At 70.0% G+C, this 19640-nt stretch carries 18 protein-coding genes; 4 read left to right on the forward strand and 14 right to left on the reverse strand.

Annotation, left to right across the window (positions count from 1 at the left end):
• Positions 1 to 90 precede the first annotated feature (90 nt).
• From AC2DGY_RS09410 to uvrA, 5 genes are all read right to left on the reverse strand, one after another.
• On the reverse strand, positions 91 to 717 hold the full coding sequence (locus AC2DGY_RS09410; protein ID WP_484509428.1) for a superoxide dismutase: 627 nt from the start codon (positions 715 to 717) through the stop codon (positions 91 to 93).
• A gap of 127 nt (positions 718 to 844) precedes the next feature.
• Positions 845 to 1822, reverse strand: coding sequence for a DNA-binding protein WhiA (gene whiA / locus AC2DGY_RS09415; RefSeq protein ID WP_484509429.1), 978 nt, complete (start codon positions 1820 to 1822; stop codon positions 845 to 847).
• A gap of 73 nt (positions 1823 to 1895) precedes the next feature.
• A complete protein-coding gene (gene rapZ, locus AC2DGY_RS09420; RefSeq protein WP_484509430.1) occupies positions 1896 to 2777 on the reverse strand; it encodes an RNase adapter RapZ in 882 nt (293 codons plus the stop codon).
• A gap of 21 nt (positions 2778 to 2798) precedes the next feature.
• A complete protein-coding gene (gene uvrC / locus AC2DGY_RS09425) occupies positions 2799 to 4745 on the reverse strand; it encodes an excinuclease ABC subunit UvrC (protein WP_484509996.1) in 1947 nt (648 codons plus the stop codon).
• A 20-nt stretch (positions 4746 to 4765) separates the two neighbouring features.
• Positions 4766 to 7699: an excinuclease ABC subunit UvrA gene (gene uvrA / locus AC2DGY_RS09430; RefSeq protein WP_484509431.1), complete on the reverse strand. Its 2934-nt coding sequence runs from the start codon at positions 7697 to 7699 to the stop codon at positions 4766 to 4768.
• Positions 7700 to 7816: 117 nt separating this feature from the next.
• Between uvrA and AC2DGY_RS09435 the strand changes: the two genes are divergently transcribed.
• The gene (locus AC2DGY_RS09435) at positions 7817 to 8053 is read left to right on the forward strand and encodes a hypothetical protein (RefSeq protein WP_484509432.1); all 237 of its coding nucleotides are present in this window, start codon (positions 7817 to 7819) and stop codon (positions 8051 to 8053) included.
• A gap of 39 nt (positions 8054 to 8092) precedes the next feature.
• On the opposite strand, the gene uvrB is transcribed toward AC2DGY_RS09435, so the two are convergent.
• Positions 8093 to 10174 (reverse strand): excinuclease ABC subunit UvrB, encoded by a 2082-nt coding sequence (gene uvrB, locus AC2DGY_RS09440; protein ID WP_484509433.1) that lies wholly within the window; start codon positions 10172 to 10174, stop codon positions 8093 to 8095.
• Positions 10175 to 10237: 63 nt separating this feature from the next.
• The gene (coaE, locus tag AC2DGY_RS09445) at positions 10238 to 10834 is read right to left on the reverse strand and encodes a dephospho-CoA kinase (RefSeq protein WP_484509434.1); all 597 of its coding nucleotides are present in this window, start codon (positions 10832 to 10834) and stop codon (positions 10238 to 10240) included.
• A 129-nt stretch (positions 10835 to 10963) separates the two neighbouring features.
• Here coaE and AC2DGY_RS09450 point away from each other — a divergent pair, with 129 nt between their 5' ends.
• On the forward strand, positions 10964 to 11332 hold the full coding sequence (locus tag AC2DGY_RS09450) for a response regulator transcription factor (protein WP_484509435.1): 369 nt from the start codon (positions 10964 to 10966) through the stop codon (positions 11330 to 11332).
• A 9-nt stretch (positions 11333 to 11341) separates the two neighbouring features.
• On the opposite strand, the gene AC2DGY_RS09455 is transcribed toward AC2DGY_RS09450, so the two are convergent.
• Positions 11342 to 12508, reverse strand: a complete 1167-nt coding sequence (locus AC2DGY_RS09455; protein ID WP_484509436.1) for a hypothetical protein — start codon at positions 12506 to 12508, stop codon at positions 11342 to 11344.
• Complete coding sequence (locus AC2DGY_RS09460) at positions 12505 to 14145, reverse strand: sensor histidine kinase (RefSeq protein ID WP_484509437.1); 1641 nt, start codon at positions 14143 to 14145, stop codon at positions 12505 to 12507. The genes AC2DGY_RS09455 and AC2DGY_RS09460 overlap by 4 nt, the downstream gene beginning before the upstream one ends.
• 108 nt (positions 14146 to 14253) lie before the next feature.
• On the opposite strand from AC2DGY_RS09460, the gene AC2DGY_RS09465 reads away from it, so the two are divergent.
• Positions 14254 to 15027, forward strand: a complete 774-nt coding sequence (locus tag AC2DGY_RS09465) for a GNAT family N-acetyltransferase (RefSeq protein WP_484509438.1) — start codon at positions 14254 to 14256, stop codon at positions 15025 to 15027.
• Between the two features lie 15 nt (positions 15028 to 15042).
• On the opposite strand, the gene AC2DGY_RS09470 is transcribed toward AC2DGY_RS09465, so the two are convergent.
• Positions 15043 to 15591, reverse strand: a complete 549-nt coding sequence (locus tag AC2DGY_RS09470) for a GIY-YIG nuclease family protein (protein ID WP_484509439.1) — start codon at positions 15589 to 15591, stop codon at positions 15043 to 15045.
• A 125-nt stretch (positions 15592 to 15716) separates the two neighbouring features.
• On the opposite strand from AC2DGY_RS09470, the gene AC2DGY_RS09475 reads away from it, so the two are divergent.
• A complete protein-coding gene (locus tag AC2DGY_RS09475) occupies positions 15717 to 15902 on the forward strand; it encodes a hypothetical protein (RefSeq protein ID WP_484509440.1) in 186 nt (61 codons plus the stop codon).
• Here AC2DGY_RS09475 and AC2DGY_RS09480 read toward each other — a convergent pair.
• From AC2DGY_RS09480 to AC2DGY_RS09495, 4 genes are all read right to left on the reverse strand, one after another.
• Positions 15880 to 16353 (reverse strand): hypothetical protein, encoded by a 474-nt coding sequence (locus AC2DGY_RS09480; RefSeq protein ID WP_484509441.1) that lies wholly within the window; start codon positions 16351 to 16353, stop codon positions 15880 to 15882. The genes AC2DGY_RS09475 and AC2DGY_RS09480 overlap by 23 nt on opposite strands.
• A gap of 9 nt (positions 16354 to 16362) precedes the next feature.
• Positions 16363 to 17592 (reverse strand): MFS transporter, encoded by a 1230-nt coding sequence (locus AC2DGY_RS09485; RefSeq protein WP_484509442.1) that lies wholly within the window; start codon positions 17590 to 17592, stop codon positions 16363 to 16365.
• A gap of 77 nt (positions 17593 to 17669) precedes the next feature.
• Positions 17670 to 18344: a response regulator gene (locus tag AC2DGY_RS09490; RefSeq protein ID WP_484509443.1), complete on the reverse strand. Its 675-nt coding sequence runs from the start codon at positions 18342 to 18344 to the stop codon at positions 17670 to 17672.
• Complete coding sequence (locus AC2DGY_RS09495) at positions 18341 to 19639, reverse strand: sensor histidine kinase (protein ID WP_484509444.1); 1299 nt, start codon at positions 19637 to 19639, stop codon at positions 18341 to 18343. Before AC2DGY_RS09495 ends, AC2DGY_RS09490 begins: the two co-directional genes overlap by 4 nt.
• Position 19640 lies beyond the last annotated feature (1 nt).

Below are 19640 nucleotides of genomic sequence, written 5' to 3' on the forward strand. Positions count from 1 at the left end.
TGAATGTTGGTGCGCTTTTGCGCTCTGATGAGGGTTTTCCAGGGGACGACGGGCGTCCCGGCGGGGGTCCCGCCGGGACGCCACCGTCGCTTACGACAGTACCAGCAGACCCGCCGTCTTCTGGCGGGCGGTGGCGAAGCGCTCCTGCGCGTTCGCCCAGTTCGCGACGTTCCAGAACGCCTTGACGTAGTCGGCTCGCACGTTCTTGTAGTCGAGGTAGTACGCGTGCTCCCACACATCCAGGAGGAGGAGCGGGACCGTCGCCGCGGCGATCTGGCCCTGCTGGTCGAAGATCTGCTGGATGACGAGGTTCTCCCCGATCGAGTCCCAGAACAGACCCGCCCAGCCCGAACCCTGCACGCCCAGGGCGGCAGCGGTGAAGTGCGCCTGGAACTTGTCGAACGATCCGAACGCGTCGTCGATGGCGGCCGCGAGGTCACCGGTGGGCTTGTCGCCACCGTCCGGAGACAGGTTGGTCCAGAAGATCGAGTGGTTGACGTGGCCGCCGAGGTTGAAGGAGAGGTCCTTGGTCAGCTTGTTGACGTTCGCGAGGTTGCCGGTCTCGCGGGCCTCCGCGAGCTGCTCGAGGGCGGTGTTGGCCCCGGTCACGTACGTCTGGTGGTGCTTGTCGTGATGCAGCTGCATGATCGTCGCACTGATGTGCGGCTCCAGCGCGGCGTAGTCATAAGGGAGGTCGGGCAACGAATACTTCGCCAATGTTCTCTTCTTCCGTTCGGCGCGCGCCGATACCTCGGCGCAGCGAGGATGACGTGTTCATCCTACTGAGCGGCAACACGCGCGCACCCGGGTTGCTTCCCCACGTGGCGCGCGCTATCGGCGGAGCTCAGTCCTCGGCGCCGGCGGGGACGGCCGACTCGGTGTCGGGGAGCCCCAGAACCTCGGCCTTCTTGTCGGCCATGGCCAGAAGGCGGCGGATGCGACCGGCCACCGCATCCTTCGTCAGCGGGGGGTCGGCGTGGTGGCCGAGTTCGTCCAGGCTCGCGTCGCGGTGCGCGAGACGGAGTTCGCCGGCCTCGCGGAGGTGCTCGGGCACCTCGTCGCCGAGGATCTCCATGGCCCTCTCCACGCGCGCACACGCGGCGACGGCGGCCTGAGCCGAGCGGCGGAGGTTGGCGTCGTCGAAGTTCACCAGCCGGTTCACTCCCGCGCGCACCTCGCGGCGCTGCCGCAGCTGGTCCCACTCGGCAGCCGTCCGCCGCGCACCCATCTCCGCCAGAGTCGTCCGGATCGCCTCGCCGTCGCGGACGACCACGCGCGGCACGCCGCGCACCTCGCGCGCCTTCGCCGGTACGCCGATGCGATGGGCAGCGCCGACGAGGGCCATGGCGGCCTCGGGCGAGGGACACGCGATCTCCAGCGACGCCGATCGGCCGGGCTCGCTGAGTGAGCCGGCGGCGAGGAACGCGCCGCGCCACACGGCCGCGAGGTCGCCTCTCGATCCGGTCGTGAGCTTGTTGGGAAGGCCGCGGACGGGACGGCGACGCTGGTCGAGCAGTCCCGTCTGACGCGCGAGGGTCTCCCCCGCCTCGATGACGCGCACCGCATAGTGGCCGCCGGCGCGTCCACCCGATCCCTGCACGTGCACGAGTTCGGGGCGCACGCCGTACAGCTCCATGAGGTCGCGCGCGACGCGACGGGCGAGTTGCTCGGAGTCGAGCTCCGCCTCGACGGCAACGCGGTTCGCGATGGAGTGCAGCCCCCCGGAGAAGCGCAGCAGAGCCGTCAGCTCGGCGATTCGTGCCGTCGGCCGCGGGTCGCGGACGGTGGTCAGCTCGGCCTTCGCGTCGGCGGTCAGCGGCACAATTCTCCTCGGGACGGCGGGTGGGGGACGACGTTACAGCCTACTCGCGGCCTCGCGTCTCAGACGACCGGGCTTATTCGCGGCCGAGATCGCGATGCGCGACCCGGACGGCGACGCCGGGGGTCGACCGCAGCCGCTCGGCCAGTTCGCGCGCCATCACGACGGAGCGATGGCGTCCCCCGGTGCACCCGATCGCGACGACCGAATGCCGCTTGTTCTCCCGCTGGTATCCCTCCAGCACCGGGCGGAGGGCTGCGGCGTAGGCGTCGAGGAACTCCTGGGCGCCGGGCTGGGCGAGTACCTCGTCACGCACCGGGGCGTCCTCGCCGCTGAGGGCGCGCAGGTCGTCCTTCCAGTACGGGTTCGGCAGGAACCGCATGTCGGCGACCATGTCCACGTCGGTGGGGAGCCCGTACTTGAACCCGAAGCTCATGAGCGTCACGGTGTGCCGGGCGGCGCCCTGCTCGCTGAAGAGCTCGACGGCCCGGGTCGTGAGCTGGTGGATGTTGGTGGCCGAGGTGTCGATGAGCACGTCGGCCGACTCCCGGACGCCCGCGAGCTGCTCGCGCTCACGACGGATGCCGTCGAGGATCGTGCCCTCGCCCTGCAGCGGATGCGGCCGCCGCACCGCCTCGAAGCGTCGGACGAGCACGTCGTCGGCAGCATCCAGGAACACCAGACGCACCTGGCGGCCGGCACGGATCGCCTCCATGACGTCGGGCAGATCGGCGAAGAGTTCGCGACCGCGCACATCGACCACGACGGCGACGCGGGGAACGGCGCCGCCGGCCAGTTCGGTCAGCTCCAGCAGCGGCCGCAGCATCTGGGGCGGAAGGTTGTCGACGACGTACCAGTCGAGATCTTCCAGGGCGTTGGCGACGGTGGTGCGGCCGGCACCGGACATGCCGGTGACGATCAGCACTTCGCCGCGATCGCGGTGTGCTTGATCGGTCATGACCACCCCCGTGACCCCAGCCTATCGAGCCAGGTGCGTGTGAACCGACTCCGCGAGCTTCGGCCCGATCCCCGGCAGCTGGGTGATCTCCTCTGGTGTGGCTTCGCGCAGCGCCGTCACCGACCCGAAATGCCTCAGGAGCGCCTTGATACGCGCGTCGCCGAGCCCCGGCACCTCGGCCAGCACGCTGGAGATGTCGCGCTTGCGACGCTTGCGCTGATGGGTGATCGCGAACCGGTGGGCCTCGTCGCGGAGGCGCTGCAGCAGGTACAGCGCCTCGCTCGTGCGCGGCAGGATGACGGGGAAGTCCTCCCCCGGCAGCCACACCTCCTCGAGGCGCTTGGCGATGCCGCACAGGGCGATCTCCTCGTGGCCGGAGTCGGCGAGGGCGCGGGCGGCGGCCTCCACCTGCGGCTTCCCGCCGTCGACCACCAGCAGCTGCGGCGGGTAGGCGAAGCGCGGACGCTTGCGGGCCGTCACGACCTCCGCCTCGGGGTCTGTGACGATGTCCGCCCCCGGATCGACGACGACGGCGCCGCGCGCGCCCGCGGAAGCGTCCGGCTCGTCTCCGCCCTGGGACTCGGGGCGGTCGAGGTAGGCCAGGCGCCGGGTGAGGACCTGGTACAGCGAATCGGTGTCGTCGGTGGTCTCGGGCACCCCGAACGAGCGGTACTGGTCTTTGCGCGGCAGGCCGTCTTCGAAGACCACCATCGATGCCACGACGTTCGTGCCCGACAGGTGCGACACGTCGTAGCACTCGATGCGCAGCGGTGCCTCGGCGAGGTCGAGAGCCTCCTGCAGGTCGGACAGCGCCTGGGTGCGGGCGACGTAGTCGCTCGTCCGCCGGGTCTTGTGCAGCATCAGCGCCTGCTGGGCGTTGAGTGTGGCCGTCTTCATCAGCTCGGCCTTGCGCCCGCGCTGGGCGACCTGGATCGTGACGTTCTTGCCGCGGCGTTCGCGCATCCAGTCTTCGAGCTCGGCGGCGTCGTCGGGAAGCGAGGGGACGAGCACCTGCCGCGGGATGTCCCCGGCGGCGGCATCGCCGTAGGTGCGCTGCAGCACCTGGTCGACCAGTTCGGCGCCGGAGATGTCGATCTCCTTCTCGATCGTCGTCGCGCGGACACCGCGCACGCGTCCGCCGCGGATGACGAAGTGCTGCACCGCGGCGGCGAGTTCGTCCTCCGCGATGCCGAACAGGTCCGCGTCGGTGTCGGGCGCGAGCACGAGCGCGCTCTTGTTCAGTACCGCGTCGATGGCTTGCAGCTTGTCTCGGTAGACGGCGGCCGACTCGTAGTCCATCGCGGCCGAGGCCTCCCGCATCCGCGCGGTGAGGGTCTTGCGGAAACGCTGGTCGCCGCCGGCCATGAACGCGACGAAGTCGTCGACGATCGCGCGGTGCTCCTCGATCGTGACCTTCATCGAGCAGGGCCCGCCGCAGCGTCCGATCTGTCCGGGGAAGCACGGACGCCCGCTCTGCATCGCCTTCTTGTACGACGCGTCACTGCACGTGCGGATCGGGAAGACCTTGATCATCAGGTCGATCGTGTCGTGCACGGCCCAGACCTTGGGATACGGGCCGAAGTACTTGGCCCCGGGGATGCGCCGGTTGCGGGTCACGATCACCCGGGGCGCCTCGTCGGCGAGCGTGATCGCCATGAACGGGTACGACTTGTCGTCGCGATAGCGGACGTTGAAGGGCGGATCGAATTCCTTGATCCACATGTACTCCAGCTGCAGCGAGTCGACGTCGCTGGCCACGACCGTCCACTCCACGGATGCGGCGGTCGTCACCATGCGCCGCGTCCGCTCGTGGAGCGACCTGAGGGGGGCGAAGTAGTTGGACAGCCGCGCGCGGAGGTTCTTGGCCTTCCCGACGTAGAGCACGCGACCATCGGCGTCGCGGAACCGGTAGACGCCGGGGTTGGTGGGGATCTCGCCGGGCTTCGGGCGGTAGGGAAGCTGCGACATCCGTTCTCGGGATGCCACGCTCAGCCCGCCTTGCGCTCGAGCTCCGGCTCGCGTCTGCGGATGGGCTCGGCGAGCGAACGACCCGCCAGCACTTCGGCGAGGAACACGCCGGTGTAGCTGGCCTCGACGCGCGCGACCTGCTCGGGCGTGCCGGTCGCGACGATCGTGCCGCCTCCGGAGCCGCCCTCGGGTCCGAGGTCGATGACCCAGTCCGCCGATTTGATGACGTCGAGGTTGTGCTCGATGACGATGACCGTGTTGCCCTTTTCCACGAGACCGTTCAGCACGTGCAGGAGCAGCGAGACGTCTTCGAAGTGCAGACCGGTGGTCGGCTCGTCGAGCACGTAGATCGAACGGCCGTTGCTGCGGCGCTGGAGCTCGGTGGCGAGCTTCACGCGCTGCGCCTCGCCGCCGGACAGCGTCGTGGCCGACTGGCCCAGCCGGACATACCCGAGGCCCACGTCCACGAGGGTCTTCAGGTAGCGGTGGATGGCCTGGATCGGCTCGAAGAAGTCGGCGGCCTCGGAGATCGGCATCTCCAGCACCTCGGCGATGTTCTTGCCCTTGTAGTGCACGGCGAGCGTGTCGCGGTTGTACCGCTTGCCGTGGCACACCTCGCAGTCGACGTACACGTCGGGGAGGAAGTTCATCTCGATCTTGATCGTGCCGTCGCCCGAGCACGCCTCGCAGCGCCCGCCCTTGACGTTGAAGCTGAACCGGCCGGCCTGGTAGCCGCGCACCTTCGCTTCGGGGGTATCGCTGAAGAGCGTCCGGATGCGGTCGAAGACCCCCGTATAGGTCGCCGGGTTCGATCGCGGCGTGCGGCCGATGGGCGCCTGGTCCACGTGCACGACCTTGTCGAGGTTGTCGAGGCCCGTCACACGGGTGTGCTTGCCGGGGACGCGGCGCGCTCCGTTCAGGCGTGAGGCGAGGACTTCGTAGAGGATGCCGTTGACCAGCGACGACTTGCCCGAGCCGCTCACCCCGGTGACGGCGGTGAGGACGCCCAGGGGGAAGTCGACGGTGACGTTCTTCAGGTTGTTCTCGCGCGCCCCCACGACCGTGATCTGGCGCTTCTTGTCGATCCGTCGGCGCTTGGGCGGCGTGGCGATGGCGCGGCGGCCCGACAGGTAGGCGCCGGTCAGCGACCGCTCATCCGTCAGCAGCCCGGACAGCGGTCCGGAGTGCACGACGTTGCCGCCGTCCACGCCCGCGCGGGGGCCGATGTCGACGACCCAGTCGGCGGCGTGGATGGTCTCCTCGTCGTGCTCGACCACGATGAGGGTGTTGCCGAGGTCGCGGAGCTTGATGAGCGTCTCGATGAGGCGGCGGTTGTCGCGCTGGTGCAGCCCGATCGAGGGCTCGTCCAGGACGTACAGGACTCCGGTGAGTCCCGACCCGATCTGCGTGGCGAGCCGGATGCGCTGGGCTTCGCCGCCGGAGAGCGTCGCGGCGGCGCGGCCGAGGCTCAGATAGTTGAGACCGACCTGGATGAGGAAGTCCAGCCGCGCGCGGATCTCCCGGAGGACCGCCGCGGCGATGTGCGCCTCGCGGTCGGTCAGTTCGAGCTGCGCGAAGTACTCCTGCGCCTCGGCGAGGCTCAGGCGCGACGCATCCGCGATGGAGTGGCCGTGAACGTGCACCGCGAGCACCTCGGGCTTCAGGCGGTCGCCGTTGCACGCCGGGCACGGCACTTCGCGGAGGAACTCCGACCAGCGCTGACGCTGCGTGTCGGACTCGGCCTGCAGATACTGGCGCTCGATGTAGGGAACCACACCCTCGAAGCCGGACGTGTACCGCATCTCGCGGCCGTAGCGGTTCTTCCACTTCACGGTGACGTTGTAGTTCTCACCACGCAGCACGGCCTCTTTGACCGCCACAGGCAGCTTCTTCCACGGCGTGTCGAGGGAGAACTTCAGGTCGCGCGCGAGCCCCTCGAGGAGCCGCTCGTAGTACTGGAACAGCCCCTTGCCCTGCGTCGTCCACGGGATGATGACACCGTCGCGGATGGAGAGTTCCTCGTCACCGAGCATCAGCTCGACGTCCACCGACATGCGGGTGCCCAGGCCCGAGCAGGTCGGGCACGCGCCGAACGGGGCGTTGAACGAGAATGTCCGCGGCTCGATCTCGGTGAGCTGGATCGCGTGCCCGTTGGGGCAGGAGAGCTTCTCCGAGAAGGACTGCCACGCGGCATCCCCCTCCTCGTCGACGAAGTTCACCTGCATGATGCCGCCGGCAAGGCCCAGTGCCGTCTCGACCGAGTCGGTGACGCGTCCCAGGATGTCGGGGGCGGCGACGAGACGGTCGACGACCACGGCGATGTCGTGCTTGTAGCTCTTCTTCAGCGCCGGCGGCTCGGCCAGCTGGACGAGTTCGCCGTCGACGACGGCGCGCGCGTACCCCTTGGCGCTGAGTTCCTTGAAGAGATCGACGAACTCGCCCTTCTTCTGCGTCACGACCGGCGCGACGATCTGGAAGCGCGTGCGCTCGGGCAGCTCCATGAGCTGGTCGGCGATCTGCTGCACCGTCTGACGCTGGATCTGCGCACCGCACTCGGGACAGTGCGGCACTCCGATCCGCGCCCACAGCAGACGCATGTAGTCGTGGATCTCGGTGATCGTGCCCACGGTCGAGCGCGGGTTGCGGTTGGTCGACTTCTGGTCGATCGAGACCGCCGGGCTGAGGCCCTCGATGAAGTCGACGTCGGGCCGGTCGACCTGGCCGAGGAATTGCCGGGCGTACGCGCTCAGCGACTCGACGTAGCGTCGCTGGCCCTCGGCGAAGATGGTGTCGAACGCCAGGCTCGACTTCCCCGATCCGGACAAGCCGGTGAAGACGACGAGAGCATCGCGGGGGATGTCGAGGTCGACATCCTTCAGATTGTGGACGCGCGCACCGCGAACACTGAGCTTTCCGCTGGTGTTTCCGGGCAGGACGGCAGGAACGATGGGCACCCGTCAAGTTTAGGCGGGGGTTCTGACACCGGCTTCAGGTTCGCGACGAGCGCATCCCGCTCCGGCGGGCGGCGGCCCACGTTGCACGCAGCGTGTCGAGCGCCAACACTGGGGAGCATGGCACGAAAAGATGCGGGACGCCGTCCGCTGCGCGAGCGCGTCCGTGAAGCCGGCGGGTGGTACACCTACCTGAACACCCGGCTCATCCGCATCGCGGGGCCGGCTTCGGTCGGACCCTACGAGACCACTCCCGAACCCGAGCGCTCCGAGCGGGCATGCCCGCTGTGCGGGAAGGCCATGTCGGCGCACACCTTCGACCGCACCGGCCCGAAGCCCCTCATGCACTGCCCCTGACCCGCTCCCCGTGTACCGCGGCGGTTAACGGCGAGCGGGTCAGGCGTGTCCGGCGCGCTCCATGGCTCGCAGCTCCTTCTTGAGGTCCTGCACCTCGTCGCGCAGACGCCCGGCCAGTTCGAACTTCAGCTCCGCGGCGGCGGCGAGCATCTGATCGCTCAGGTCGGCGATGGTCGCCTCCAGCTGCTCGGCGCCCTCCGCCGCGATGCCCGTGCGGCGCAGCTGCGGCGTGGGCGACTTGCCCTTGCCGTTCTTCGACGCCGCCGCATCGCGACGCGAGAGCAGCTGCTTGGTGTCGCTCGCCTCACGGGCGAGCACGTCGGTGATGTCGGCGATCTTCTTCCTCAGCGGCTGCGGGTCGATGCCGTGCTCGAGGTTGTACGCCACCTGCTTCTCACGGCGACGATCGGTCTCTTCGATCGCCTTGGCCATCGAGTCGGTGATCCTGTCGGCGTACATGTGCACCTCACCCGACACGTTGCGCGCCGCGCGCCCGATGGTCTGGATGAGCGACGTGCCGCTGCGCAGGAACCCCTCCTTGTCGGCGTCGAGGATGGCGACGAGCGAGACCTCCGGCAGGTCCAGGCCTTCGCGCAGGAGGTTGATGCCGACGAGGACGTCGTAGACACCCGCACGCAGCTCGGTGAGGAGCTCGACGCGGCGGAGCGTGTCGACGTCGGAGTGCAGGTACCGCACCCGCACCCCGTGCTCGCCGAGGAAGTCGGTGAGCTCCTCGGCCATCTTCTTCGTCAGCGTCGTCACCAGCACGCGCTCGTCGCGGCTCGCCCGCACCCGGATCTGCTCCAGCAGGTCGTCAATCTGTCCCTTCGAGGGCTTCACGATGATCTGCGGGTCGACGAGGCCCGTCGGACGGATGATCTGCTCGACGACGCCGTCGGCGATGCCCATCTCGTAGCGTCCCGGTGTGGCCGAGAGGTACACCGTCTGCCCCACGCGGTTCTTGAACTCGTCCCATCGCAACGGCCGGTTGTCCATGGCGCTGGGCAGGCGGAATCCGTGCTCGACGAGCGTGCGCTTGCGCGAGGCGTCGCCCTCGTACATCGCCCCGATCTGCGGCACCGTGACGTGCGACTCGTCGATGACCATGAGGAAGTCGTCGGGGAAGAAGTCCAGGAGCGTGTGCGGTGGGTCGCCCGGACCGCGGCCGTCGAGGTGGCGGGAGTAGTTCTCGATGCCCGAGCAGAAGCCCAGCTGCTGCAGCATCTCGAGGTCGAAGGTGGTCCGCATGCGCAGGCGCTGGGCTTCCAGGAGCTTCCCCTGCGACTCGAGCTCCTTCAGCCGCTCGGCCAGCTCGTGCTCGATCGTGCCGATGGCGCGCTTGACGGTGTCGGTGCCGGCCGCGTAGTGCGTCGCGGGGAAGATCGGGATGGCCTCCATCCGCTGCAGCACGTCGCCGGTGAGCGGGTGCAGCATGTAGAGGGCTTCGATCTCGTCACCGAACATCTCGATGCGGATCGCGAACTCCTCGTACACCGGGATGATCTCGATCGTGTCGCCGCGCACGCGGAAGTTGCCGCGGGAGAAGTCCACGTCGTTGCGGTTGTACTGCATCGCGATGAACTTGCGGATGAGGGTGTCGCGGTCGTAACGCTCCCCCACCTGCAGCGCGACCATGGCGCGCAGGTACTCCTCGGGCGACCCGAGTCCGTAGATGCACGAGACGGTGGAGACCACGATGACATCGCGGCGGGACAGGAGCGAGTTGGTCGTGGAGTGCCGCAGCCGCTCCACCTCGGCGTTGACCGAGGAGTCCTTCTCGATGAAGGTGTCGGTCTGCGGGACGTACGCCTCGGGCTGGTAGTAGTCGTAGTACGACACGAAGTACTCGACGGCGTTGTTCGGCATCAGCTCACGGAACTCGTTCGCCAACTGCGCCGCGAGGGTCTTGTTGTGCGCGAGCACGAGCGTGGGGCGCTGGACCTGCTCGACCAGCCAGGCCGTCGTGGCCGACTTCCCGGTTCCGGTGGCGCCCAGCAGCACCACGTCGGTCTCTCCCGCGTTGATCCTCGCCGCCAGCTCCGCGATGGCCTGCGGCTGGTCGCCGGACGGCTGGTACTCGCTGACGACCTCGAACGGACGGACGGATCGGGTGGCCTGCATGCTTCCAGCGTAGGCCGACCGTCCGACGCCGAGGGCGAGCGTTCGCCGACCGCGGATGCCGCGTCAGCCGGTGAGGCGCTCCCACAGCCGGTCGGCCTGGCGGAGGGTCTCTTCGAGCGATCCGGACGTGTCGATGACCTCGTCCGCGAGCGCGAGCCGCTCCTCGTCCGGCACCTGCGACGCGATCCGCGCGCGCGCGTCGGCCTCGCTCATACCGCGCTCGGCCACGAGCCGCCGCACCCGGGTCTCGGTCGGCGCATGCGCCACGACGACGACGTCCCACGGATCGGCCGCCCGCGCCTCGGCCAGGAGCGGGACGTCGTACACGACCACCGCGCGCGGGTCGGCGGTCATCGCATCCGCGAAACGCCGCTCGGATTCGACGCGCACGGCCGGGTGGACGATGTGGTTGAGCACGGCCAGACTCTCGGCGTCGCCGAACACCCTCGCGCCGAGGGCGGGCCGGTCCAGCGATCCGTCCGGCCGGATGACCTCGGCGCCGAACGCACGCTCGATCTGGGCGAGCACGGGTGAGCCCGGCTGCTGCACGTCGCGGACGATCTGGTCGGCGTCGACGATGACCGCGCCGTGGTGGGCCAGTCGCCGCGCGATCGTGGACTTGCCCGAGGCGATGCCGCCGGTCAGTGCGATCAAAGGCATCTCCCGAGCATGGCACGCCTCCGCCCGGCGGCGCCCGCACCGCTTACCCCTGCGCTGACGATGGAGGGGTGTATTACGATCTCAGATGTCCGCCCGCACCCCGACGTCGGCGGAGTACCGAGGTAACGGATGTCGAACCCGCGCGTGGCGGTCATCATCGAAGACGACGCCGATATCCGCACGCTGATCTCGACCGTCCTGTCCGGGTCCGGTTTCGACGTCCACACCGCCTCCGCGGGCCTCGAGGGCATCGAACTCGTCCGCGAGTACGCCCCGGCCGTGACGACGCTGGATGTCAGCATGCCCGGCATCGACGGATTCGAGACGGCTCGACGCATCCGGGCCTTCAGCGACACCCGCATTCTCATGGTGACCGCGCGCGCCGACGAGGACCATGCCCGCCAGGGCCGCGAGGCCGGTGCGGATGACTACATCACCAAGCCGTTCCGCCCGCGCGAGCTCCGCGCGCGCGTCCAGGCCGCCCTGGGCGAGGAGTGACCGGGTCCGTCATCCTTCGGCGAGGATGACGGATGCGTCGTGGCTGGAGGCCGAGCGCTTCGCGGCGTCCTTGGCAGCGTCCGCCAGCGCGTCGAAGTCGTAGCCCACCTGGTCGGTCAGCGCGACCCCCACCGACACCACGGGGAGCACCGAGAGGCTGAGCTCGGCCATGTCATCCAGCACACGGCGATGGATGATGCTCGCGGTACGACGCACATCCGCGAACGAGGTCGTGAGGAATGCGGCCAGCAATGTCGTGCGGCCCGCCTCGCCGACGATCGCGGCACTCGGCGCGTGGCGGCGCACTCCGCTCCGCCACGCCGCGGCGACCGCCTCGGCCTCGCTCGGCCCGAAGGCGGTCGCAATGCGCACGAGGTCCTCGACGCCGACGGCGATGATGCACATCGTCTCCTTCTTGAGGCGCGCGGTGTCCAGGATCGCGGAGGTGAGAGCCCGGAAGGACTCCGGCAGCAGCACGCCGTCGTGGGCGACGTGCAGCGTGACGGTGTCGCGCTGCCCGCGCAGGTTGGACTCCCCTGCCCGCAGGACGGACGTGGTCACCACTGTCGCGATGGTGAGGACGATGGTGAGCAACGACGCCGCGATCGTGCCGAACCAGGTCTGGAACAGGTCGCTCTCGGACCCTGCGATGAGGAACACCGCGGTGCGCACGATGAACCACACCGCCTCGATGAAGAGGACGACGGTCAACCCGATCGCGCTCCACTGCGTGGCCAGCGCACCGCGCCGCGTCTCCACGGCGCCGACCGCTGCGAAGACGGCATTCCCGAGGAAGGTCGCCACGGCACCGGCCCAGTCGCCGCCATCGGGGCCGGCCAGCAGGGCCGAGAGGATCACGACCGTGACACCGGCAGCCAGGGCGATGCCGCTCACTCGGAGACTGCGGCCGTTGAAGGCGCGGCAGCCGAGCCAGAGGAACCCCGCGGTCGCCACGAAAGCACCGTTGCCGAGGGCGACGGCCACGAAGGCTCCCGGCTCCACGGACCAGACGAGGTAGCTCATCACGCTGAGGATCCCGGCCAGGAAAGCGATGGCCCACAGCCGCCCGGCTGCGCCCTCTTTGCGTAGCAGCGTTTCGACGAGGTAGAAGACGCCCGACACGACGATCACCAGCGCCGTGACCAGACTGACGGTGAAGGGATCCAAGATGATCATTCGTCGTCCTCCTCGAACGCGACGGGCAACCGGACGGTGAACGTGGCGCCCTTGCCCGACTGGGTCTGCACGAAGATCTCGCCGTGGTGTGCCCGGGCGATATCGCGGCTGATGGCCAGGCCCAGGCCCGAGCCGTGCGTCGTGGAGTTGCGCACGGCGTCCGACCGGAAGAACCGCTCGAACAGGTGCGGCTGCTCCTCGGCGGAGATGCCGGGGCCCTCATCGCTCACGGTGATCCACACATGCACCCCGTCGCCGCTGATGCCCGCGTGCACGATGCCGCCGTCGTAGTTGTACTTGACGGCGTTGGAGAGCAGGTTGTCCATGACCTGGCGGATGCGGTGGGGGTCGACGGCGGCCACGACCGAGCCCATGGCGGTGGTGTCGATCGTGATGTGCCGCTCGGCGGCACGCGGCGCGATGGACTCGACGGCGGAGGCGAGAATGACGGAGACATCGACGGGCTCGGGATGGATGAGGAGTTTCACTCCCTGGCGGGAGGAGGCCGAGATGGCCAGGATGTCGGCGACGAGCTCGAGCAGGCGCCCGGCGTTGCGCTCGGCGACCTCGAGGTCGCGGCGCGTCTGCTCGGCAAGCCCCGGCCTGTCCAGCGCCAGCTCCAGGTAGCCGATGATCGACGTCAGGGGCGTGCGCAGCTCATGTGAGACGGATGCCACGAGATCTTCGCGCGCACGCAGCGCCTGCTCCTCGTTCGTGACGTCGCGCGACACCACGATCGATCCCGCGGGCGATCCGTCCAGGTCGGTGAGCCGCCGGGCGGTGATCATCAGCGCGCGACGCCCCTCCCCGGGGAGCCCGTACCAGACGAGCTCGTTCTCGAACGTCTCTCCTCGGCGGGCGCGCGACAGCGGCGCCTCCCACGGTTCCAACCGCCGCGTGCCGTCGGCGGCGAAGGCGGGGACCTCCTCGCCGCTCCACGCCGAGCGTCCTTGAAGAACCGCATGCGCCTGGTTGGTCACCACCAGTTCGCCGGAGGGTGTGATGCGCGTCACACCGAAATCGACCGCGTCCAGCACCTCGGTGACGATGTCCTCCTGGCGCCGCGCCCGGTCGACCGAACGCCGGAGATGCGCCGACTGCTTCTCGAGCAACTCGCGCTGCACATCCGCGCGGCGGGTGAACAGCGCGACCAGCCACCCGAGGGCGGCGAGCACCATGGGCAGGAGGAAGGTCGACGCGGAGACGCGCCCGACCGAATCCAGCCAGATGAGCACCACCAACAGCGCCGTGATCACGATCGTGGAGGTGATGACCCCGGCGAATCCGAACACGGCGGCGACCCAGATCGCCGGGAACACCCACAGCAGGCCCAGTCCGGCAGTGGGAGCCCCGTCGCGGATGAAGGCGACCGCGATGATGTCGATGACGGGCAGGATGCCGGCGGCCCAGAACGGCAGCCGCTTCCAGGGCACGAGCACCGCCGCCGCAGCAGCCAGATAGACGATCCCGAATCCGATCACATAGGTGGTGGGCTGGGTCACCTCGTCCAGCAGCAGAGCGACCACGCTCACCACGAGTGTGACGCCCGCCAGAAGGGCCTGATTCAGCAGCACCGTGCGGTCGCGGGTGCTGTCCTCGCCGCGAGCACGGAGCTCGTTGTCGGACAGCCGGGCCATGGGGATGACAGTAGCGCCCCGCGGACAGCGGCGCCCGCAGCACAATACGTAGTGTTTTACGTAGGTGCCCGGTTCTCTCCTGCGTCGGCGGTGCCTACCGTTGAGGCCATGAGTCTGACAACGGACACCGCCTACGACCTCACGGCCCTGCTGGCGAACTACCGCCGCTTCTGGCAGGGATGGGGAATGGAGGGGTCGGTCACCGGCCCGCTTCAGATCTACCGCAGCGGCGCGCAGTACCCGCGCCTGAACGGGATCACCCACAACGAGATGCCCCCGGATGAGGTCGTCGGAGACGTCCGGCGGCGGATGACGGGCGTCCCCTGGATCTGGGAAGTCACGGACCAGTCCCACCCTCGGACGCGCGAGACGCTGAGTACTCTCGGCGCACCGCACTACGGCACGAGCACCGTCATGGCGATGGATCTCACCCGCTCCTCGGCCTACTCCGCTCCGAACGCGCCGACGGGCATCATCGAGTGGGAGCGCACCGGCGAGGCCGCGGAGTGGGTGCGGGCGTACGCCGCGCCGATGGAGGTGCCCGACGCCGTCATCCCGCAGATCGCGGCGCTGGACCCGGCGCGCAGGTACGACGAGGACCGGCTGATCCGATACGGGTACGTCGCCGACGGGGCCATCCGCGCGACCGTCGAGATGCTGATCACCGGGGACCTCGCCGGGATCTACCTCGTCGCGACCCAGGCGGCCTACCGGCGGCGCGGCGCGGCGACCGCTGTCGTGGCCGCTGCCGTATCCCGAGCGCGTGAAGAGGGCCTTGCCCAGGTCACCCTGCAGTCCAACGAGATGGCCATCGCCGTGTACCGCCGGATGGGCTTCGAGGCGGTGAGCGAGATCCAGATGTTCGGGCCGCCGGCCACCTGACACCTCGCCCACGCGTCAGCCCCGGTGCGCGAGTGCGTCGCTCTGCCAGCGGGCCCACAGCGTCCACGGGTCTCCGGCACCCGCGCCGAGCACCGCGATGTGCGCGGTGAGGGTGCCGGAGAGCCGGAACCACTCCGTGCCGGGGTAGCGGTCCACGGCGAACTCGACGTGGCGCCGGGCCTCGAGGCTCCGGTCGCCGCGTTCGAACGCGAGGAGCTCGTCGTGGCGGATCGCCGCCAGCCGCCGGCGGGGGTTCGCCGTGGTGCCGATCTTCACCCGGTCGGTGTAGCGGAGGTAGTAGACGACGTCCACACGCGGCGGCGGGAGGTCGTCGTCGGGCACGTCGCCGTGCCGCCACTCGCACGCCGCGCACTGCCAGCCGCTCGGCCATCGGACACCCAGACGTGACGCGCACACGAGGCACGGCGAGGGCAGCAGGTCGGTGACGCCGTGCTCGCGGGCGTCCCACTCCCCCGCCACCGCGTAGTGCCGGGCGCACAGCGCGAGCGGCGCGTCGGCGTCGACGGCAGCGCCGCATCCGTCGACCAGGCACGTCCTTCGCATCCGCCGAGCGTACGGCCCGGCGCCGACACGGCTGTCCCCCATACGGTCTACAGACACGCGGATGAGTGCCGCTTAGGCTCGAAGAGCGTCGTCGGATACCCCCCACCGAACAGATGCGAGCAAGTATGGATGACCTGCTGCTGTCGATCCTTTTGTTGGTCGCCGGCATCGGGCTCGTCATCGGGATCGCGCGCGTGCCCCCCGCGCGCGCGATCCCGATGACGGCCTCCTCCCGTCCTGTTCCGCCGCCCGCGCGCGACGCCCTCGCTGACGGGGCCGGGCCGCGCGTCAGCGTCCCGGCAGGCCGGTGAGGGCGTCGCGCCACAGGTCGCGGAGGCGCCGGTTCGGTTCCGGTGCGACGCGATTTCCCGAGCGGAACTGATACCGCCAGGCCACCTCCGGGACGACGGCCTCCAGGATGTCGCGCGGCACGCGGTCCTCCTCGACGACGAGCGTGTCGAACGCCACATCGACGAAGCGGGCCGTGCGGCGGGCGTCGGCGAAATGCACGTCCTCGTACGGATGCGTCAGCACCGTGCCATGGCCGATGAGTCCGTGGGAGCCGCCCTGGCGGAGGAACCAGGCATCCGTGCCGGGCTCGACCTCGCGCCGGGATCCGACCGACCATTGCGTGACATACGGGGTACCGGCCGCGACGCCCGTCACCACGGCAGCGTAAGAGCCGGGCCACTCATCCCACAGGCTCGGATTCCATCCCAGGATGATGCCCGCGTCGACCCAGTAGTCGGATGCCTCGGCCATGCGCCGACCCTAACGCGATGTCGGGCCGACGGCGGTCAGGCCCCGCCCGCGGAGAACTCCCGCCGCCAGAGCACCGGCCACCACACAGGTCGCGATGACGGCGGCGAGGAACGCTTCCCACCCCGAGTCGGCGAACACCCATCCGAGCGCCCATCCGAGGGCGCTTGATCCGCCGTAGTAGCCCAGGTAGTACAGCGACGATGCCTGGGCTCGCGTGTCGGGGCGTGCCGCGGCGGGGGCCCAGCCCGAGGCCACCGCGTGCGCGCCGAAGAAGCCGGCCGTGAACACCACGAGCCCGACCAGCAGCACCGGCACGGCCGGCACCAGCATCACGAGCAGCCCCAGGATGCTGAGAGCGATGGATGCCAGGAGCACCGGGAGCCGCCCGTGCCGCGTGGCGAGCACACCCGCCCAGGGCGAGGACGCCGTACCGGCCAGGTACGCGAGGAAGAGCAGGGTGACGATCCATGCGGGCAGCGCGAAGGGCGGCGCCGTGAGGTGGAATCCGAGGTAGTTGTAGATCGCGACGAAACCGCCCATGAGCAGGAAGGCCAGCGCATAAAGCGTGAGCTGCACCGGCGAGCGGAGGTTCAGCCCGAGTCGGGCGGCGATGCGCGGCCCGGGGTCGGGGGCGTGCCGGTGCGGCACGAACCCGCGCGCCCTCGGCACGAGCCAGAGGAACAGCACGGCCGCCGCCGCGCACAGCCCGGCAACGGCCCACAGGCCCGCGCGCCACTCGGTGAGGTCGGCGACGGGACCCGAAACGAGCCGCCCGGCGAGCCCGCCCACGGTGGTGCCCGCGATGTAGCTGCCGGCCGCGGCTGCGGCGTGGCCCGCATCCACCTCCTCGCTGAGGTACGCCAGCGCCACCGCCGGCACCGCGCCGAGCGCGGCGCCCTCGACGAGACGGATGGCCAGGAACAGCCCGATGTCGCCCGCCAGCGGTGCCGCGATGCCGAGCGCCGTGGCGGCGAGGATGCCGATCCCCATGGCGGCGACCCGGCCGATGCGGTCGGCGACCATCGACCACGGGATGACCGCCAGCGCCAGGCCCAGCGTGCACGCGGAGATCGACAGTGCGGCGGTGGCGGGTGCGATGCCGAGGTCGTCGGAGATCATGGGCAGCACCGCCTGCGGCGAGTACAGCTGCGCGAACGTCGCGACGCCGGCGAAGAAGAGACCGGCGAGGAGCCGACGGTAGACGCGGCTTCCTGGCAGGTGTCCGGTGAAGCCGCTCACTCCCCCACGCTAGGGGATCCGCGAGCCGGCCGAGATCCGCCGCCCCGCGATCCGCTCACGATGCCCGGCACGCCGGCTCAGGGGCCCCGATCGTCGGGGGCGACGTGGCCCCAGCGGTGGGCGAGGATGACGGCGTGCACGCGGTCACGGGCGGCGATCTTCGCCAGAACGCGTCCCACGTGGGTCTTCACCGTCGATTCGCTGAGGAACAGCGACTGTGCGATCTCGGCGTTCGTGAGGCCCCGCCCGATCGCGCGGAAGACCTCGTTCTCGCGTTCGGTGAGGAGCGTCGCGGGATCGGGACCGGCGGGTGTCCCCGGCATCCGCGAGGCGACGTGGTCCAGGAGCCGGCGCGTGACGCGCGGCGCGAGCACCGCGTCTCCGCCGTGGACCGAGCGGATGGCGGCAGTCAGGTCGGCGCGCTGCACGTCCTTCAGGAGGAATCCGCTCGCGCCGGCCTGGATGGCTCCGAAGGCGTACTCGTCGAGGTCGAAGGTGGTGAGGACGAGCACCCTCGCCCGCGGTTCGGCCTGGACGATCCGCTCGGTCGCCGCGATGCCGTCCACGCCGGGCATCCGCACGTCCATGAGGATGACGTCGGGCCTCAGCCGGGCCGCCTGGGCGATGGCCGCCTCGCCCTGGGCCGCCTCCCCGACGACGATCATGTCGGGTTCTGCCTCCAGCACGAGGCGGAATCCGACGCGGATGAGCTCCTGGTCGTCGACCAGAAGGATGCGGATGGGGTCGCTCATGCGCGTGCCTCCCCGCGCGCCGAGAACTCGGCGGGCACATCCCGCGCGTCGGCGGCAGCCGCGGGGAGCACGGCGTGAAGCTCCCACGTGCCGTCGCGGGTGAGCTCGGACGTCACGCTCCCCCCGACGTGCGCCGCCCGTTCGATCAGGCCCTGGATGCCGAATCCTCCCGCCCCCCTGGGTCGCGAAGCACCGTCGTTCCGCACTGTCACGTGCACCTCCGCATCCGCGTAGTCGATCCGCACCTCGATGCCCGTCGCATCGGGGGCGTGCCGCATGGCATTGGTCACGCCCTCCTGCACGATCCGCCCGATCGCGAAGCGCACGGCGTCCGACCCGGAGGGCGATCCCGTGACGGCGAGCGTCACGGGGAAACCCGCGCGCTGGGCGGCGGCCACCGTGGCCTCGGCGGCCACGGGCTCCATGGGGGCGAGCGGGGCGTCCGGGGCGCTCTCCCGAAGCACCCCGAGCATGGCTCGCATCTCCGTCAGCGCCTCGCGTGCGGTGGCGGCTGCCGCATCCATGGCACTGCGCGCCCGCTCGCGGTCGGGCGTCGCCGCCGCGCCTTCGGACAGGGCGACGACCACGGTGAGCGAGTGCGAGACGATGTCGTGCATCTCGCGCGCGATCCGCGCCCGCTCGGCCGCTGCGGCCAGGCGCGACTGCTGGTCGCGTTCCACGAGGAGCTGGCGCGACCGGGCGAGCACCGCCTCGAGGTATCGCTTCCGGTTGCCGACGTTGACGCCGATGAGCGAACCGATGAGTCCGAGCACCGCTTCCGCGATGACCGCGGTGCTCGCCGTCTGGAGGGTGAGGCTGCCGCTGCCCACCAGAGCGAGCCCCAGGAGGCCGAGCGTTCCGATGGCGATGCCGTACCCGACCCAGCACGCGCGGGACGAGCGGTAGACCGCCAGCGAATAGGTGGCGACGAGCACGAGAGGGCTGCCGCTGGTGGGATCGAACAGCAGAAAGGTCGCGGCGCTGACGAACCACGCGGCGAAGACGAGGGTCGGTTGTCTCCTGCGCGACAACAGCAGGACGGATGCCGCGGCGACCGCCGCCAGCGGGATCGCGGATGCCCAGGGCAGGTCGACGGCCGACTCTCCGTCCCGCAGATCGGCCGGCTGGAACGGCGCCGCGGGAAGGAGCGAAAGCACCAGGCAGATCAGGGCGATCAGGATGTCGGCGACGAGCGGATGGCGCGCCCAGAACTGCCGGATCAGCCCCGGCGCGCGCGGCAGCCGCAGTTCCTCCTCGGCGGGCGAGGAGGAACGGCGGCTGCGCGGGCTCGGCACG

It is taken from the genome of Microbacterium sp. Z6_144 (assembly GCF_057197625.1).

Coding starts and splice junctions, on each gene's coding strand:
- rapZ (WP_484509430.1), bottom strand. CDS start 2,777: ATGACCGATCAAGCACACCGCGATCGCGGCGAAGTGCTGATCGTCACC.
- uvrC (WP_484509996.1), bottom strand. CDS start 4,745: ATGTCGCAGCTTCCCTACCGCCCGAAGCCCGGCGAGATCCCCACCAAC.
- AC2DGY_RS09435 (WP_484509432.1), top strand. CDS start 7,817: ATGGCACGAAAAGATGCGGGACGCCGTCCGCTGCGCGAGCGCGTCCGT.
- uvrB (WP_484509433.1), bottom strand. CDS start 10,174: ATGCAGGCCACCCGATCCGTCCGTCCGTTCGAGGTCGTCAGCGAGTAC.
- coaE (WP_484509434.1), bottom strand. CDS start 10,834: ATGCCTTTGATCGCACTGACCGGCGGCATCGCCTCGGGCAAGTCCACG.
- AC2DGY_RS09450 (WP_484509435.1), top strand. CDS start 10,964: ATGTCGAACCCGCGCGTGGCGGTCATCATCGAAGACGACGCCGATATC.
- AC2DGY_RS09455 (WP_484509436.1), bottom strand. CDS start 12,508: ATGATCATCTTGGATCCCTTCACCGTCAGTCTGGTCACGGCGCTGGTG.
- AC2DGY_RS09460 (WP_484509437.1), bottom strand. CDS start 14,145: ATGGCCCGGCTGTCCGACAACGAGCTCCGTGCTCGCGGCGAGGACAGC.
- AC2DGY_RS09465 (WP_484509438.1), top strand. CDS start 14,254: ATGAGTCTGACAACGGACACCGCCTACGACCTCACGGCCCTGCTGGCG.
- AC2DGY_RS09470 (WP_484509439.1), bottom strand. CDS start 15,591: ATGCGAAGGACGTGCCTGGTCGACGGATGCGGCGCTGCCGTCGACGCC.
- AC2DGY_RS09475 (WP_484509440.1), top strand. CDS start 15,717: ATGGATGACCTGCTGCTGTCGATCCTTTTGTTGGTCGCCGGCATCGGG.
- AC2DGY_RS09480 (WP_484509441.1), bottom strand. CDS start 16,353: ATGGCCGAGGCATCCGACTACTGGGTCGACGCGGGCATCATCCTGGGA.
- AC2DGY_RS09490 (WP_484509443.1), bottom strand. CDS start 18,344: ATGAGCGACCCCATCCGCATCCTTCTGGTCGACGACCAGGAGCTCATC.